The sequence below is a fragment of the Haematospirillum jordaniae genome, assembly GCF_001611975.1.
GTDB lineage: Bacteria > Pseudomonadota > Alphaproteobacteria > Rhodospirillales > Rhodospirillaceae > Haematospirillum > Haematospirillum jordaniae.
In genome coordinates this window covers 131766-147315 of record NZ_CP014527.1, presented here as the reverse complement: position 1 = coordinate 147315, position 15550 = coordinate 131766, and the positions used below count along the sequence as shown (strand labels likewise).

Annotated in this window: 16 protein-coding genes and 1 pseudogene; 4 read left to right on the top strand and 13 right to left on the bottom strand. The window is 57.6% G+C overall.

Annotation, left to right across the window (positions count from 1 at the left end):
- Positions 1 to 253: 253 nt before the first annotated feature.
- Together AY555_RS10760 and AY555_RS10755 are read left to right on the top strand one after the other, a co-directional pair.
- Positions 254 to 5731 carry a two-partner secretion domain-containing protein gene (locus AY555_RS10760; protein ID WP_066137192.1) on the top strand — a complete coding sequence of 1826 codons (5478 nt, stop codon included), beginning with the start codon at positions 254 to 256 and terminating at the stop codon, positions 5729 to 5731.
- Positions 5728 to 6201, top strand: a complete 474-nt coding sequence (locus tag AY555_RS10755; RefSeq protein ID WP_066137190.1) for a hypothetical protein — start codon at positions 5728 to 5730, stop codon at positions 6199 to 6201. Before AY555_RS10760 ends, AY555_RS10755 begins: the two co-directional genes overlap by 4 nt.
- 661 nt (positions 6202 to 6862) lie before the next feature.
- On the opposite strand, the gene AY555_RS10750 is transcribed toward AY555_RS10755, so the two are convergent.
- The 13 genes and pseudogenes from AY555_RS10750 to AY555_RS10700 form a co-directional block, all read right to left on the bottom strand.
- Positions 6863 to 7153, bottom strand: coding sequence for a hypothetical protein (locus tag AY555_RS10750; RefSeq protein WP_066137188.1), 291 nt, complete (start codon positions 7151 to 7153; stop codon positions 6863 to 6865).
- A 274-nt stretch (positions 7154 to 7427) separates the two neighbouring features.
- A complete protein-coding gene (locus tag AY555_RS11870) occupies positions 7428 to 7604 on the bottom strand; it encodes a hypothetical protein (RefSeq protein WP_156483414.1) in 177 nt (58 codons plus the stop codon).
- 32 nt (positions 7605 to 7636) lie between these two features.
- The gene (locus tag AY555_RS10745; RefSeq protein ID WP_066137186.1) at positions 7637 to 8335 is read right to left on the bottom strand and encodes a phage tail protein I; all 699 of its coding nucleotides are present in this window, start codon (positions 8333 to 8335) and stop codon (positions 7637 to 7639) included.
- Positions 8328 to 9224: a baseplate assembly protein gene (locus AY555_RS10740; RefSeq protein ID WP_066137183.1), complete on the bottom strand. Its 897-nt coding sequence runs from the start codon at positions 9222 to 9224 to the stop codon at positions 8328 to 8330. Before AY555_RS10740 ends, AY555_RS10745 begins: the two co-directional genes overlap by 8 nt.
- Positions 9224 to 9562, bottom strand: a complete 339-nt coding sequence (locus AY555_RS10735; protein WP_066137181.1) for a GPW/gp25 family protein — start codon at positions 9560 to 9562, stop codon at positions 9224 to 9226. The genes AY555_RS10740 and AY555_RS10735 overlap by 1 nt, the downstream gene beginning before the upstream one ends.
- Positions 9563 to 9621: 59 nt before the next feature.
- Entirely contained in the window at positions 9622 to 9909 is a 288-nt protein-coding gene (locus tag AY555_RS11645; protein ID WP_082812162.1) for a PAAR domain-containing protein, read from the bottom strand.
- Entirely contained in the window at positions 9884 to 10402 is a 519-nt protein-coding gene (locus AY555_RS10730; protein WP_066137179.1) for a hypothetical protein, read from the bottom strand. Before AY555_RS10730 ends, AY555_RS11645 begins: the two co-directional genes overlap by 26 nt.
- Positions 10389 to 10871 carry a phage baseplate assembly protein V gene (locus AY555_RS10725; protein ID WP_066137177.1) on the bottom strand — a complete coding sequence of 161 codons (483 nt, stop codon included), beginning with the start codon at positions 10869 to 10871 and terminating at the stop codon, positions 10389 to 10391. Before AY555_RS10725 ends, AY555_RS10730 begins: the two co-directional genes overlap by 14 nt.
- Positions 10868 to 11506, bottom strand: a complete 639-nt coding sequence (locus AY555_RS10720; protein ID WP_066137174.1) for a hypothetical protein — start codon at positions 11504 to 11506, stop codon at positions 10868 to 10870. Before AY555_RS10720 ends, AY555_RS10725 begins: the two co-directional genes overlap by 4 nt.
- Positions 11507 to 11562: 56 nt before the next feature.
- Positions 11563 to 11886 carry a hypothetical protein gene (locus AY555_RS10715; protein ID WP_066137173.1) on the bottom strand — a complete coding sequence of 108 codons (324 nt, stop codon included), beginning with the start codon at positions 11884 to 11886 and terminating at the stop codon, positions 11563 to 11565.
- Positions 11887 to 11889: 3 nt separating this feature from the next.
- Positions 11890 to 12285, bottom strand: coding sequence for a D-Ala-D-Ala carboxypeptidase family metallohydrolase (locus AY555_RS10710; RefSeq protein WP_209315881.1), 396 nt, complete (start codon positions 12283 to 12285; stop codon positions 11890 to 11892).
- 1 nt (position 12286) lies between these two features.
- Positions 12287 to 12667, bottom strand: coding sequence for a helix-turn-helix domain-containing protein (locus AY555_RS10705; RefSeq protein WP_066137171.1), 381 nt, complete (start codon positions 12665 to 12667; stop codon positions 12287 to 12289).
- Positions 12668 to 12877: 210 nt separating this feature from the next.
- A pseudogene (locus AY555_RS10700) lies at positions 12878 to 13662 on the bottom strand (IS5 family transposase).
- 192 nt (positions 13663 to 13854) lie between these two features.
- Between AY555_RS10700 and AY555_RS10695 the strand changes: the two are divergent.
- Both AY555_RS10695 and AY555_RS10690 read left to right on the top strand, forming a co-directional pair.
- Complete coding sequence (locus AY555_RS10695) at positions 13855 to 15033, top strand: phage tail sheath subtilisin-like domain-containing protein (RefSeq protein WP_066137383.1); 1179 nt, start codon at positions 13855 to 13857, stop codon at positions 15031 to 15033.
- Complete coding sequence (locus AY555_RS10690; RefSeq protein ID WP_209315847.1) at positions 15033 to 15539, top strand: phage major tail tube protein; 507 nt, start codon at positions 15033 to 15035, stop codon at positions 15537 to 15539. Before AY555_RS10695 ends, AY555_RS10690 begins: the two co-directional genes overlap by 1 nt.
- Positions 15540 to 15550: the final 11 nt, after the last annotated feature.

The following is a 15550-nucleotide window of genomic DNA, read 5'->3' as shown; positions in this document are numbered from 1 at the left end:
GATACACAGGTTGCGTTCGTTCTCGGGCTGGACGGTGGCTCTGTCACCCTGAGCGCCGATGATCACCGGACCTATGGGCAATCGGTTCTGGTCGGGGCTTCGGCAGGCGTCCGGCTGTCTCTTTTCAGTCGGCTTCATCTTGACCTGAGCGTTGCACGGGCCCTTGAGCGCCCGGCCTCTTTTACCGATCCTGGCACGGTGAAGTACGTGCAGATGGCGCTGTCGTTCTAGGAACAGGAGCCCGGGGGAAGCCATGCACACACTGACACGCGCCTTTCGTTGGCTCCAGAAAGCATCCGCCTTGCTTGCGGCCCTGTTTTACCCGCTCTCTCCTGTTCTGGTCCACGCCCAGCCGGTCACGAACACGGAACGTGCCTTTGACGACCAGTCAAGGAGCGGGATCCCGCTCTTCAACATCAACACGCCCAACAGCAGTGGCGTATCAAACAATCTGCACCATACGTTCGATGTCCCGTCGCGCGGAGCCATCGACAACAATTCGGCCATTGCCGCCTACTCAAAGCTTGAAGCGGGATTTATCGAGGGCAATCCCAACCTGACCCCCGGGCATGAGGCCGAGCTGATCATCCATCAGGTCATCGGCGGTACCCGCTCGCAGATGGACGGTCTGCTGGAAGTGGTCGGACCGACAGCCCGCGTCGTTGTGATCAACGAGGATGGCATCACCTGTAACAGCTGTGGCTTCATCAATACCAGCCGGGCAACTCTCTCGACCGGGGCGGCCATTTTCAATGAGCAGGGTGAGCTGGAGCGTTTTGATGTCCGCGGCGGCGATATCCTGTTCGACGGAACGGGTTTTGATGCCACCAAGGAAGATCAATCCATCGGTCAGATCGATCTTGTTGCCCGCACCATTGCCCTGCGTGAAAAAGCCAAGGTCAAGGGCCTCACGCTGAACGTTGTCATGGGGACGAACAGGGTTGATGCCAACAGCCTCGCGGCCGACCCGATAACCGTTGATACCCCGGCCCCGGACATCGCCCTCGATGTTGCCGCCCTGGGCGGAATGTATGCCAGGCAGATTTCCCTTGTTGCCACCGAGGACGGGGCCGGCGTCAACATGAACGGCGCGATGGCCTCGGCTTCCAGCCTGACGCTTGATGCAAAGGGGTATATCCGCCTTGGATCCGGGTCCAGCCTGTCCGCCGGCACGGACACCACCATCACAACAACAGCCCGGTTCGAGAACGCCGGTACCATAAAAAGTTCAGGCAGCATTTCTGTCGCGGCTCATACGGTTGACAACACAGGCACCATCGATGCGGGCACATCGGTTTCGATCGGGGCTATTGATACCATCAAGAACAGCGGGACGATCAAGTCCGGGCAGAAGACAACCCTGGCCGCCGGGCGGCGGGTCGAGAACAGGGGCACGGTGCTCTCTGACGGGGACAGTGTCATCGACGCGCCGTTTGTTCTCAACGATGGCGGAAAGATCATTGGCAAAAACACGCTCGATATCGGCTATGCGAAAGGAGAGGAGGGACGGTCCGAATCTGTCGTGAACAGGAACGGCACGATAGAGGCCAGTAGCGGCCGTTTACATGTCAAGGCCAAGTCCATTGTCAACGAGGGAACGGCCCCGACCGTCAGGATCAAGGACACGGTCAGAAAGTCAATAGAAAAGTCTGACCCCGTAAATCCGGGCGAGGATATTCGCAATCGCCTGGTGTCAGCGGATATCCTCGCGCCGGATGGTTCCGTTGACCCTGGAAAGCGTGACGACTACCTGCTCCTTCTGGAGACTTTCTTTTCCGGCACGGTCTCAGGGGATACGCCTCTGGACCCCCGTATTATCAGCCTGCTTCGCACGTCTGCCCTTGACAAGGACAATCCCGACAGGTCGAAAGCGGCCTGGGTGGCCTACTTCCAGAACCTGAGCGGAAAGGCTTTCGAGGCCGGAGTCCCCTCTCTCGTTGATTTCATGCGCGACCTGCTGGTTGAGGAGGCGCGCGTTGTACCGGTCGTTGCTGCAGATGACAGTACCGCAGACGACAGCGCTGTTGATGAACCGGTTGTGGAGCAAGTCGACCCGTTCCCTGTCAAGGACGCCTACAGGACGCGGTATATTGCCCTCTGGGAGAAACTTGCCAGCGGACAGGCGCTGGACGACACAACCCTGTCCGCGATTGACCCGAAATACATCAAGGACGGGACCATCCTGCCCGAAGTCAGTGCGCTGTGGCAAGCAATCCGTGCCGGTTCAGGAGCGGGCTACGATATCCTGGTGACGATCACCGAGGATGCCCTCAACGATGATGGTGTGCTGGCCACGATCCGTTCCGGCGGCGGCCTGTCGCTGGATGCCGACAGTATCCGCAATGTTTACGGAGAAATCCGGGCCGGGCAGGACCTGAAGATCTCGGCCCGGACCGTAACCAATATTGCGTTCGGGGCCAGCCGTACCCGTCACGAGGTTCACAAACGCGCCTGCTACAGCTGTCACCAAGGCACCCTTGATTTCGTCAATACCTTCGGGGGGGTGATTGAGGCCGGTGGCATACTGGATATCGAGGCGGAACAGGTCAACAACCTGACGATCGGCAGCCGCAGCGCCGCAGAGATGCTGGCAGAGATCAACAGCCAGACGGGCGATAAAGGTCATGTCGACGAGCTTCACGATCGACAGGCCGCGACAACACCCAGGCCGAGACGGGCCAGCCCCGGTCAGGAGTACCGTGTCCCCAGCACTCCGGGGGCAGAGACCTCCACATTGCTCACCCTGAGGACGGAGCTGGAGGAAATCCTGCAAATTGCCAAAAGCGATCTTCCCGCCGAGAAACCCGGTGACCAGAAAGCCTTCCTGTCATCGGCGTATCTTCTTGATCGCCTCAATTACGGCCCCATGGCCGCACAGCACGAACCGGGCCTGTCTGAAATCCTGTCGCTGGATCGTACGGCATGGCCGGGCGGGGCGGGAGCCGACAACGTTGGCCCCGCGCAAGACATTGCGGCCGGTGCAGACCGCTTCCTCAGCGAGAACCTTGTGCAGGCCCTGGCATCCCCGCCGGTACTGGAAAATGGAACCGTTCCGCTTTCTGCGGCCATGGCCTTCCTGAACCGCCGGAATGGTGCGCTGGTGGCCGGGAACACCACAACCATCACCGCCGGTGACATCAGGCAGCGCGGGGGCGGGCAGATCAAAAGCACGGGCGATGCAACCCTTGCGGCAAGAACCATTGATCTGGAACGTGGCGAGCTTGCCGCCGGCGGGGACATGTCTGTATCCGGCCATGACACCGTCCGCCTTGCTGGCACCAGGGTCAAAGCCGATGGCAATCTTGCCGTCAAAAGCCAGGCCGGTCATGTCGCGATCGAAGGCCTGAAGGAAGAAACCCGTTTTACCCGGGCCTCCTATGCCGAGCGGCGTGTAGGCAACCCGGACTGTGCCGCAGGCAGGAGCGACTGTGACGCATACAGGACCGTCCGGACAAAGATTGGCGGGGGATCCGGAACAGCGGTTACCCATCGTGGCAGTACGGTTGATGTGGGCGGCACCCTGACGGTTGAGGCCGGTGGTACGGTTTCCGTTCTGGGCTCGAAAGTTGAGGCTGCCGGCAATACGGCGCTGAAGGCCGGCGGTGATCTTGTTGTCGGTGCTACGCGCGATGAGCACACCTATGCTGGGACCATCGGCCGAAGCACACACAGCGCGCATTCCCAACGCTCCCGGGGATCATCCATTTCCACGGGCGGTACCCTGACGGCTGAAGCGGATGGCGCGGTTTCCGTTCTGGGGTCGAAGGTTGAGGCTGCCGGTAATGCGACGCTGAAAGCCGGTCGTGGTCTTGTTGTCGGTGCAACGCGGGATGTGTCCAGCGATGCGGGAAGCAGCGGCAGAAGCACGCGGAGTGCGTATGCTGAGCGCCTTCAGGGATCATCGGTTTTGTCCGGTGGCGATGTCCGCCTGTCGGGTACGGATATCGGCATCGAGGCCTCGCGGGTTTCGGCCGACGGCAGGCTGGATGTGGTCGCCGGCAATGCCCTGTCTGTGGCAGCGGGTGCGCAGGCCTCGCGCTATGCGTCCAGTTCAACCTCGAAAGGCCGGGGTCTTTTCAGGAAGAAGAAGACCGAGCATGTCAACGAGAGCCGGCTGACCTATGAAAGCAGCGTCCTTTCGGGGGGACGCGCCGTATCGCTGGATGCCGGCGGTGACATGGAGATTGCCGGGTCCCGGATCCAGAGCGGCGGCAATATCGACATTACCGCCCTGGGCGAACTGCGTGTCACATCACTGCACGAGCAGTATGTGCACGCGTACCGGGTCAAGAAATCCGGTGCCTTTGGGGGCTTCCTGGGGGGACGTGGCTTCCGTACGGAGCAGCATGCCTTTACCGGCATAAAAGGCTCTGATGTCAGCTCTGTTGCGGATCTGACGACGGAGTCCGGATCCGACACCACCATCCGCGCCAGTCGTGTTTCCGCCGGTGGCACCCTGACCCTGCGGGTCGGGAAGGGTCGCTTTGCGGCCCCGGATGCCAGGCTGCACCTTCTCTCGGACACGGAACGCGATGTCCTGTCGGTTTCGGAACACCGGGACGGTGGCCTGAAGTGGACGATGACAGAACGTGGCCACGAACGGGAGGTGGTCCGGCACGCCCTTCTGGAGTCCGGCGGTGACTTTGTGATCGAAAGCCCGGGCGGTATCGTGGTCGAATACCGTGCGACCGGCGACCTGGCGACCGACCTTGACCAGCTTTCACAGGCCCCCGGCCTTGGTTATCTGGCAACGCTCCGGACCCTGCCGGGGGTTGACTGGAAGGGCGTGGAAGAGACCTACCGCAGCTGGCATGACCAGAAAAGCGGCATAGGTGGCGGGACCATGGCCCTGATTGCCCTTGCCACCGCTGTTCTGACTGCCGGGGCCACGGCCAGCCTGGCTGCCAATATCGTCGGTGTTGCCGAAGTGCCAGCCGGCACGTCGGTGTCGGCTGGCATGGCCACCATGTCGATGGCCGGTGCCACCTATGCCGGAACAGCGGCCCAGCTGACAGCCATGACCATGACAAACGCCGTCCTGGCCGGTGTTGCGGGGACTGTCTCGACCTCTGTTGCCAACGGCGCGGTGTCCGGTGACATGCAGGGTGCGCTGCGTTCCATTGTTTCCAGCAACACCCTGCGGTCCCTGGTGGTCAGTGCCCTGACGGCCGGCCTGACCCAGGGGGTCAGTGATGGCCTGGGGTTTGACGGCGGCATAACCAGAGCCGGCACCGAAGCCGGGTCAACAGCCAGTACCGGGGCCACCGCCGCGACAACAACAGCCGGGGCGACGGCTGCAACCACCACCACGGCCGCAGCCGGAGCCACAGCGGCAACCACCGGTGCTACCGCAGCCGGGGCAGGCGTTGCCAGTGCGGCAGGGCATCTGGCCGGACTGGGGCAGACAGTGGCGCAGGCCGCGATCAACACCGGTGTGCTGGCCGTTGTGGATATGGCTGTCAACGGAGAAGGTCTGGACACTGCGGCCCGTTCGGCGCTGGTGACCGGTGCGGTCAACGTTGTGTCGGCGCAGGTGTTCCAGGGCATCGGGGATCTGGGGGTTGAATTCGGGATCAGCGACGGCGACGTGCGCAAGGTTCTGGTGCACGCGGCTGCCGGCTGCGGCATCGGGGCGGCAACCAGCGGGTCGTGCCTAGCCGGTGCGGTCGGGGCGGGCCTGCAGGAACTGGCCAGCCCGGTCCTTGACGTCTGTCCGACAATGCCTGGGTGAGGGTCCAGCTGGCCGGGCTGGCCGGTGCCGCCGCCACCATGCTGACCGGGGCCTCCGCCAAAGAGGTCGAGGCCGCCGCCCGCATCGCCAGCCTCGCCCGCGCCAACAACCGCGAACTGCACCCGGATCAGGCGCGTGTTCTGGCGGAACTTGGTGAAGGGGCCAGCGAGGACGAGAAGGAACGTCTGGAAGATGCGGCGCTGTATCTGCGCCATGCGGCCACGGGGGTGAGGACGACGACCCCGCCTACGCAACGCTTCAGGCGCGTGTTGACCGTGGCCGCGGGTATGTGGAGGAGCAGTCCCGCCTGCTGGCGACCAGCCTTTATGCGTATACGCGCGGGGACCGGGCCCTGGACGTATAGTCGTACAGGCCGGTCTCCAGCAGGCGAGAAAACTAGGATCCAGACCTTGCCCTTGTCAGTGCGCTTGATTTTCTTCAGTCACCGCCTCACCTTGTCGTCTGCATAACCGCTATCGACGATAATATGACGCTTGCGCCCTTTGGTTCTCTTGCCCGCATCATAGCATTATATACTGCCGGATTTGCCTCTCTTCCCTCCAGTAGGCTCCATCACCAGATGGATGGATAATACGCACCCAAAGTCTTGGCGATGTAAAACAGAGCTTTGACGACCTCACGCAGATCCGGAGGAATCATGGCCGTTTGAAATCAGGCCCCTATCTTTAAGGCAGAATCTGAATGCACTACTTATAACAAAAGCTCTTCTTCTGGTACGATCATAGGAGATTAGCACTAGGTACTGCCGCTGAGGGCGATCGAATTGATCTATCTCATCTGAGCCAAGGCCTGTTGGTTCATCATTTCAGCAGCACAGAACCGGCCAGAAACGCTGTCTGGGCAGAGCTACTTGGCAAAGACCTGTTTTTGCGTATTAAAGCTACAGGTGACAATACTCCCGATTTCTCAATCCCGTTAGAGAACGACTCTTCTATATCTGCATCAGATTTTATTTTTTCGTAATGTTTTGACATAAAGCTAACCGCTGTTCCTGATGGCGTCGGGAACAGCGGTCCAGATTGTCCTGAACAGGCATAGTGTCCTTATCCAACGATGTTGGGTTTGTTGGCTGGATAGGGACACGTCTCGGTGTGCGTGCAGGGCCTCCTATCAGCCTTCCTGCTGACTTTTCTGCACACTGATCTCACCACCCATGTCTGGGCTTTCCTGCATCAGCTCTTCTTTTGTGAAGCCGAAGCGGGTGATGGTTTCCAGCGTTTCGACCTCGACCCAGACCGGGTCCAGTTTCGGCCTGTCGTATTCGGGTTTGCCGTAGTCTTCGGGATAGGTTTGGGTGTCGGTCATGGTGGTCATGGTGCCGCGCAGCAGACGCAGAAATTCGTCATGAGCCGGGGTGCCCTTAAGAGCGTCCAGATCGGCACGGGTATTGATGATGGTCATGTAAAAACGCTCCGTTGGGAAAGTCAGAGAAGAACCAGGTGGGCACAGACGCCACGGGCGCTGACGTAGTTGTACGAGCTAAACAGGGTGTTGTTCCAGTTCGAGCAATGAGAACCGGTATAAGGTGTGCTGCTCCAGCACGATCCTAAGAGCAAGACATTCGATAAGTTGTATGTGCCGCCACGTCCCCCTGTGTTCGCCGTCCACGAGGACGAACCATACGAACCGCCAAAATCACGCCCCCACACATACAGACACCCGGTGGACTGGATCACTACCCACTTCGATGTATACTTGGCTTGAAGCCCCGTGGAACCCGGGTCTGGGACGGGTCGGGGGTGTACTGTTCGCTGCCAAGAGCGGCGCGGGTAATCTTGACCGGGTTCGTCCCGGTCGCATTGATGATCGAACGACGACCCGCGTCGGTGATGATAATACGAGTGGATGACATAATATGTTCCGATATGGTGATAATAACGGTCTTCAATGAATGCGCGTATAACTGGCTATGCGCAGGGCACCACTTGCCCCGAATCCACCACAGCAGACAAAACGTCGCGCGTTGAGATCCAGGCGCAAGAAGTCAGCCTTACAGGCAACACTCTTCAGACCTATGTGGACCTTCCGGGCTAGCGGCTCTTCATCAGCCATCAGGCGCTTGGCTGTAACCGGGCATAATGCCCCTGTCAGGGTCGCTCCACCTGTTGCAGCCTTGCCGACTGTCAGCGTGAAATGGGACCGTACAGGCTTGGTGCGCTCGACCTCGCGGATGATGTCTTGCTGCCAAGCGGCATCCGACGGTGTATCGTCACCCAAGGTCAGGTGCAGGTTGAATGTATGAGGGGCCTTGGGCGGATGTGTCTGCCACCATTCCTGTAGCAACAGGTTGGCACCAAAGGTATTGACAACTGTTCGTACAGATTTAGCTGTTCCCTTGCGTCGCTGGATATCAATGGCTTTGCTTACATGCCGGCGCTTGACATCGGTTGGCCAAGATGGATCCCAGTTGTCAACGGATAGCGCCCAAGCCAGCCAAGGCAAGTGCTCAGGCTGGCAGGTATCCGGATTCCACAGGGATCGTAGGGGAACCGGAACATCTGACAATCGGGCGAGTGTTTGTTCCAGAGCACGCTCGGCCGGTGTGGCATTACCGGGCAAAAGACTAGGACAGTATTCAGGCATCAACGCCCCCATCCTTCAGGGTTATGGATTGGCACCAGGCTGCTTCGCCCGCACTGACCGTTATCGTTTGTTGCGGACTGGTTAGCTCGACCCTTTGGACACCAGGTTGGTGCAGGGCGGCGTAAAGCTCCGACAAGGTTACGTCCAAGCCTAGGCGACGCGGGCGAGCAATCGCAGCGGCAATCGCCTTCCGGGCCTGTTCAAGTGCCTGTTCACGCCCCGGGCCGGGGTGAAAGTACAGCGTTGCATTGATATCGTATTCATGGATCGTGGCGCTGCGGACAGCAACCTTGTCTGTCAGGGGGCGGATCTCGTCGGAAGACAAGATATCCTGCACGCCTTGCAGCAGCACGGTGTCCGCAGTACCATTGCCGCTGCGCGACAGGATTGTAACCTCTACCTCACCGGGGGCAGGGCTGCGTACACTGGCGTCTGCGACGCCATCAACCGTCAGGGCATAGAAAACATAGGCCCCCGCAGGACCAGCTGTGCTGAAACCTTCGGGAGCCAGCTGAATCCGGCGGCGAAAATCATCATCGTTTTCCAGAACTGGTAAAACGGGTGGCACCGCCTTTGGGTCGCCGGGCAGCAGTGTTTTGCGTACAACGCCTAGCAAGGCTCCCAGATTATCTAGGTCTGCCCCTGTGGCATACGCCAGCATCACGCCACGGGCTGCTTCGTTAACACGTTGCCGCAACAGCAGTTCGCGATAGGCCGCTATTTCTAGGATTTTGTATGCAGGATCACTTTCCAGCAACGCCTTGAATACGGGGTCGCGCTTTTGCAGGTCTTCCAGCATGTCTGAAAAGATTGCTTCATAATCCAGCGTTTCCACTACATTGGGGGAAGGGAGCCGGGACAGGTCTACAGCTGTAAATCCATGCGCCATCAGGTTATTTCTATTCCGTCGAGAGTAATGATGTACTTGCCGGGCATGTACTCTCCGGTCAGCTCCAGAACCACACAGCCCGGCCGTGCACTGCGAGCATGGACCCGCTGTAATTTCAGGCGTGGCTCCCAACGGTTCAGGGCCTCGGCGGTTGCTGCGTACAGCTCCAGCAAGATGTTTTGGTTTATGGGGGCATCAACCAGCTGATAAAGCCGGCTGCCATAGTCACGACGCATGACACGGCTGCCCACAGGGGTCGTCAGGATATCCCGGACGCTTTGCGAGAGATGGTCAAGGCCGGACAGGTGTTTGCCCGTTTTTGCATTTGTTCCGTTCATGGAGCCGATACTGCCGGCTTGCCTGCACCATGTCCCCTGGCGGCCTTTCCTCTCTTTACTTATCCAGCAAAGACCGATGGAGAGCCTTCGGCGACGGTTGAGCCGCAGCTGATCGGGTCTCCGATCCGCCCTACGGCCTGACCGTTGGCAAAGACCGAGGTCGAACCCTCTGCCAACGTGCTGGTATGGCATGATGGAGAGGGATCACAATGATCCGCCCACGCGTCTCCCTTGCGGTGTATCGGACGGCTATTGACAAAGACCGATGGGCTCCCTTCTGTACTGTCTCGTGGTGGAAAAAGGTCGTGGCCTGTACAGGGATCACTCTTGCGGGTAACAGCGGGCATGGATTTCCTCCCTCAACCGGAGGCTCCCGGCTGTCCAGTCTTGGAAAATACACAGTGTGTAGGTTGCTTGCTCTGTTGTGCCGTCAGACAAGGATGCCGTTACCACAAGGCGTCCGTCATACTGCCTGGTACGCGAAGGATGGAACGTCACCAGATCAACGCCTGAAGCCGGAAGATCATCCCAGCTATAAGCTTGAAGCAGCGTATTGCCCTGTCGATAGGTCAGGCACATGTCATTAAAGGATCCTTGCAGCCGCTTAGCCGTTACATGAACAGCCCCTGCTGTACAGTTTATGGACAGGGTTGCAAGCTTCGGTTCCAAGGATGCGTGATAACCTGTTACGGCTAGACCACGAAAAGCTGGATCGCGTACCGTGCAGGTAATGCTCCGTGATAGATGCACAGACGTTTCGGGCAGTGTAAACAAAGTACCGGGCTTTGGCGTCCAAGTTACCGTGCGGATCTGCAAGTTCTCTGTATCAGTTGAGATCAATACGTGCTCCCTTCAGGGTAATGCCGGCATCATTGATGAGCAAGGAGCTTTCGCCCGATGACAGGCGAAGACTGTCCTGTCTGATGCTGACAGTACTTTGCCCCACGGTCATACACAGATGATGATCGGCACTGTCGTATTGAAGGCACGTTCCGTCATCAAACAGGATTGTATCCCGATTTTCGTTGTTGTCGGGTGCGTCCAGACTGTGGCTGTAAAGCATACCGGCTATAACAGCGCGGGTCAGATCACCCGATGGAGCAACCAGAACCACCTGTTGCCCCGGACGTAAAGGACGCCAACGACGAAAATTACGCCCTGTTTCCGTAGGCCATGGCAGCCACGCACTGAGAAAGCCCTTGGCGGTCACGCGGATTTTCCTGTTTGTTTGGTCTACGGCCTCAATGATCGCAATGCGGACCATATTGGCCAAGCGTCGCTCTAGGTCTGCAATTCCCCACTGGCTCATTGTTTGCTCTTTTCTTCAAGAGAATGATAGTGAGACAGGTATCCTTCACCTTGATCCGAAGCAGAGCCATAATGGACATTCTTGGCTTGTGGTGTTGAAGCAACAATCCACTCTTGATCCGGTTTGTCTTCTGACGGTACTGCCAGAACAACAGACAATTTTTTCCGTACCTGCTCTGCAGTGGGCTGCTTCGGGTGCCACGCTGCATTACCAAGCTGCGTTACAAAACGCGCTGGAATACGATCAGAATCCCACAGAGAGCGTCCAAGAAATGCGGCGTGTTTCCAAGTAACAGCCCACGCAATTGGATGAAACCCTTCCAAGGAAATGGGCTTTGGAGCGACTAAATCCAATTCGGCAGGACCAACAGGACATCCCCAGCGTTGCCATGAAATTTGTGAAGCCAGAGAGATCGCGGTGCTGCGGGAAATATGTGTCGGATGCAGCTGATTCTTGGTAACCAGAATGGTCGCCTGTAGAACCACGGAAACCGCTGTTTGCTCGGTGCCCGGATTAAAAGTCCGATCCGGATCCAGCCGAAGAACGTCAAGCTGGATTGCCAAGCCTTGGTCAGAGGAAAAGGCTCCGGAAGCCTCTCCGTCAAATACCGACACATTTGGTAAATTTTTCTGCATGTCTCCCCGGATTGAGGAGAGTAAATGCTCTATATCAATGCTTGTGTCTTGTCTGTTCACAGTCTATCTTTCCTTGTTTGCAGGGGCGCTCCACCATGGGTCAGCAGTCGTTGCTTGTCGTGGCTGCTGCGGCTGCTGCCCAGCCAGTATGCAACTGCGGTTGCAAAGGCGCCGATAATCTGTCCAGCAATCAGATGAATGACATCAGCATTACCGGACGGGGTTGGTACCCACAGTAAGGCTGCGACAAGGGCAACAACCATGATGATCAGGGCACAGGTCATCAGCGAAGGCATCCAGCTGTCACGTACCGCCTGATCGGGAACAGAAGGGGGAGTAACGGACTTCATCCCTTTAGGAGAAGTTGAATCATCCAGCATGGATTAATAACTCCATAAAAAGGGACGAGGTCTGTCTGTCTCTGCGGGCAGGTCATCCAAGTGCAAGAAACGCAGAACCCCTTTCTGCTGAACGCCAATGCCGGTGAAACCCTTTTCTAGGGCAAGCTGAATCAACAGCAGGGCGTCGGCACCGCCCACGGCAATATCACAGGCTCTTCCTGTTGTGTGTGGACCGGGTTTTGCCTTGCCTACTTCAGCAGGGTGAGAGGGATCGCGAAAGCCGCTGGTGATAACCATGGGCTTTCCATACAAGGTTCTGAGAGACTGGAGTCGATCCATGAAGTCAGCGTTCATATGACAGCGACGACTGTACTTGCATGCAAAATCGATTTTTGAAAAATCTTTGTATTTGACCCAGTCAAATGTAATTTTTTCCAAATTATATACCTTCATAATAAATTTTATTATTTTTCATGTCATTAAGAACTGTGCGTTGGGTAACCTGGAATAGATTGGCAATATCACGAACAGGTTTACCCTCCTTTACGAGGCGCTGTATCTCGCGTGACCTGAAGCGCCGCACCAGAGCATTTCCATTTGCAGGCTGCAAATTCATCCCACCAAATTCGCGGGCCATTCTCAGGGCGTCTTCTTTCCCCAGTATTTTCACCAAGGGATGACTGTCACCGGGATGTCTCGGGATATAGAGATTAAGCCGCCACGGTCGCTTCCCCGATCGTCCCAGGGATCCAATTAAGTAGAGAGCTTTCTCACGCCCAATAACAGAAGCAATTTCCATTATGCTATCATCAATATCCATTACATTGCATTCGCGCTATTGGCAAAAGTTAATACTAACTAACATATAAGAATAAAATAATATATAAAATATTATGCGCATGTAATGCAATTATAATTATTATTAAATAATTACACTATAATTATTATTATGCGGCGTTAAGTTTAAGATTCCGATTCTAGACAAGGAAAATGGTTCTCATAGCCTCGTTATAGACCGCTTGAGAATGGCTCAATGTGAGATTCTGCGTAGGATCAGGCTGCCCATCGGGACGTGGATCATGGCTTCGGAGACGTCAATGCGCGCCTCGTAGTCGCGCACGAGCCGACGCCAGCGCGTCATCCAGCGGAAGGTTTGCTCGACGACCCAGCGCCGGGGTAGAGCTTTGAAGCCCTTCTGGTCGTCGCAGCGCCGGATGATCTCGATGACGAAGCTCTTTGCGGCGGCCTTGTCCATCAGCTTGCCCTGATCGTAAGCCCCGTCGGCGAACAGATGCTTGACCCACGGCCATCGTTTCCGGATCGCATCCAGAATGGCTTTTGCGCCGGCCGAATCCGAGATATCCGCCGGCGTTAGACTGAGCATCAGGAGCCTACCACCTTCTTCCCGGCGTCATATCCACGGGCCTTAGTAGCGGGCGCCTTGACCGACTGGCTGTCGATGACACCGCCACTCGGGCTCGTTTCGCGGCACTGCCGTTCGCGGTCGATCATCAACGTGATATCGTGGATGGTGCCGAACAGAAAGCGCCGCATCAGCGGTTCAGAATCACCAATACACGGTCTGCCAAGGTGAAAAATCTCGGGGTAGCATTCGCCAGCCGCAGCCTGTTCGAACCAGGTACCGGATGGCATTAAGCGCTTCGCGTAAATCCACCTTCCGCTGACGGCCCCGTCGCGCCACCAGCGGCAGTAAATCTCTGATATAATTCCATTCGTCGTCGGTTAGATCGGTCGGATAGCGTGTCAGCTTCCGCTCGATTGCGCTACGCGAGCGCGGGTTTTTCGCGTCCACATTCCGAGCTTGAATCACGACAGCCCGATTTTGGGAATCCTCTTTGTCAAGAGAGCTTAGCTGACCGCATCTGTTCATAAAATTCTTTCTGGTGCCTTGATTCGGTATGAAAAACCGCCAGGGGATTTCTTGTCTTGTGCCTGTCATGGTCCGAACTTGCTATTTTTATTCTGCACAAACGAGACAACAAACATATGACTGAAACATTTCTTCATGGTGTCGAGGTTCTGGAAATTGATGCCGGACCACGCCCGGTGCGGACCGTCCGATCTTCGGTGATCGGGGTTGTGGGGACGGCACCGGGGGCGGATGCGGATCGTTTTCCGCTGAATACCCCGGTTCTGGTTACCGGCAGCCGCACCGAGGCCGCAAAACTCGGCCGCGACGGGTCTTTGCCCGATGCCCTGGACGGTATCTTTGACCAGATCGGCGCTGTGGTGGTGGTGATCCGGGTTGACAAGGGCAAATCCGACGCCGAAACGCTTGCCAATGTGGTGGGCGGTGTTGATGCGGCCAGTGGTCAGTTCCGTGGCGTGCATGCGCTGCTGGGAGCGGAATCGGTGGTGGGTTTTGCGCCACGCATCCTGTGTGCTCCCGGTTTCACCCACCAGGCTGAAGAAGGACAGGCCAACCCGGTTGTGGCCGAATTGAAAGGCATTGCCGACCGTCTGCGGGCTATTGTGGTGGCCGATGGCCCCAATACCACTGACGAGGCTGCCCAGGCCTATGCGCAACAGAATGCCGGGACCCGGGTCTATATGATCGACCCGTGGGTCAAGGTTCTGGACCAGTCCGGCGCGGTTGCCGTGCGTCCAGCATCTGCACGTGTAGCTGGTATCATCGCCCGCGGCGACAACGACCGTGGTTTCTGGTGGTCGCCGTCCAACCAGCCGGTCAATGGCATTGTCGGCACGGCCCGCCCGGTTGATTTCAAGCTGGGGGATACCGCCAGCCGCGCTAACCTGCTGAATGAAAAGGGCATTGCCACCATCATCTGTCAGGATGGATACCGCCTGTGGGGCAACCGCTCCCTGTCGGCTGACCCCAAGTGGGCGTTCCTGTCGGTGCGCCGCACTGCCGACCTGATCAACGAAAGTCTGCAGCGTGCCCACATGTGGGCTGTGGACCGGAATATCACCAAAACCTATGTCCAGGATGTCACCGAAGGCGTCAATGCCTACCTGCGTACCCTGACCAATCTGGGTGCCGTTCTGGGTGGACGATGCTGGGCTGATCCGGACCTGAATACCCCGGCCAACATCACCCAGGGCAAAATCTACTTCAACTTCGATTTCACCCCTCCCTATCCGGCGGAGCACATTACGTTCCGCTCCCATCTGGTCAATGATTACATCAAGGAGGCCTTTCACTGATGGCCGCGCGCGACGTTCTGAAAAATATCAACCTGTTCGTTGACGGGCGCGGCTATGCCGGACAGATCAGCGAATACAACGCGCCGGAACTGACCTTGGTCACCGAGGATTTCCGGGCTGGTGGCATGGATGTGCCAGTAACGCTGGACATGGGCATGGAACCCCTGGAAACCAGCTTCAGCCTGATCAGCTACGACCGCGATGTGCTGGCCCTGTTCGGCGTTGCCGAGGGAAAAAGTGTGCCGTTGACCGTACGCGGTGCTCTGGAATCCTGGGACGGCACGGTTACGCCGGTTGTGCACCACATGCGCGGCAAGATCACCAAGATCAGCCGTGGCGCCTGGACGCCGGGACAGAAAGCAGAGCTGAAAATCACCATGCGGCTGGATTACTACCGTGAAGAACATGGTGGTCAGGCGGTTCATGAGATTGATGTCATCAACATGATCCGCAAGGTCAACGGCGAGGATCGCCTAGAGGGCGTACGCCAAGCCTTGTCGATCTGACAGTGTTCCGG

Excerpts from the sequence above, each read along its gene's own strand:
- AY555_RS10760 (WP_066137192.1), top strand. The coding sequence starts at position 254 with ATGCACACACTGACACGCGCCTTTCGTTGGCTCCAGAAAGCATCCGCC.
- AY555_RS10690 (WP_209315847.1), top strand. The coding sequence starts at position 15,033 with ATGGCCGCGCGCGACGTTCTGAAAAATATCAACCTGTTCGTTGACGGG.
- AY555_RS10715 (WP_066137173.1), bottom strand. The coding sequence starts at position 11,886 with ATGCTGGATGATTCAACTTCTCCTAAAGGGATGAAGTCCGTTACTCCC.
- AY555_RS10745 (WP_066137186.1), bottom strand. The coding sequence starts at position 8,335 with ATGCCTGAATACTGTCCTAGTCTTTTGCCCGGTAATGCCACACCGGCC.
- AY555_RS11645 (WP_082812162.1), bottom strand. The coding sequence starts at position 9,909 with ATGCCCGCTGTTACCCGCAAGAGTGATCCCTGTACAGGCCACGACCTT.
- AY555_RS11870 (WP_156483414.1), bottom strand. The coding sequence starts at position 7,604 with ATGTCATCCACTCGTATTATCATCACCGACGCGGGTCGTCGTTCGATC.
- AY555_RS10740 (WP_066137183.1), bottom strand. The coding sequence starts at position 9,224 with ATGGCGCATGGATTTACAGCTGTAGACCTGTCCCGGCTCCCTTCCCCC.
- AY555_RS10725 (WP_066137177.1), bottom strand. The coding sequence starts at position 10,871 with ATGAGCCAGTGGGGAATTGCAGACCTAGAGCGACGCTTGGCCAATATG.
- AY555_RS10735 (WP_066137181.1), bottom strand. The coding sequence starts at position 9,562 with ATGAACGGAACAAATGCAAAAACGGGCAAACACCTGTCCGGCCTTGAC.
- AY555_RS10720 (WP_066137174.1), bottom strand. The coding sequence starts at position 11,506 with ATGCAGAAAAATTTACCAAATGTGTCGGTATTTGACGGAGAGGCTTCC.
- AY555_RS10705 (WP_066137171.1), bottom strand. The coding sequence starts at position 12,667 with ATGGATATTGATGATAGCATAATGGAAATTGCTTCTGTTATTGGGCGT.
- AY555_RS10750 (WP_066137188.1), bottom strand. The coding sequence starts at position 7,153 with ATGACCATCATCAATACCCGTGCCGATCTGGACGCTCTTAAGGGCACC.
- AY555_RS10695 (WP_066137383.1), top strand. The coding sequence starts at position 13,855 with ATGACTGAAACATTTCTTCATGGTGTCGAGGTTCTGGAAATTGATGCC.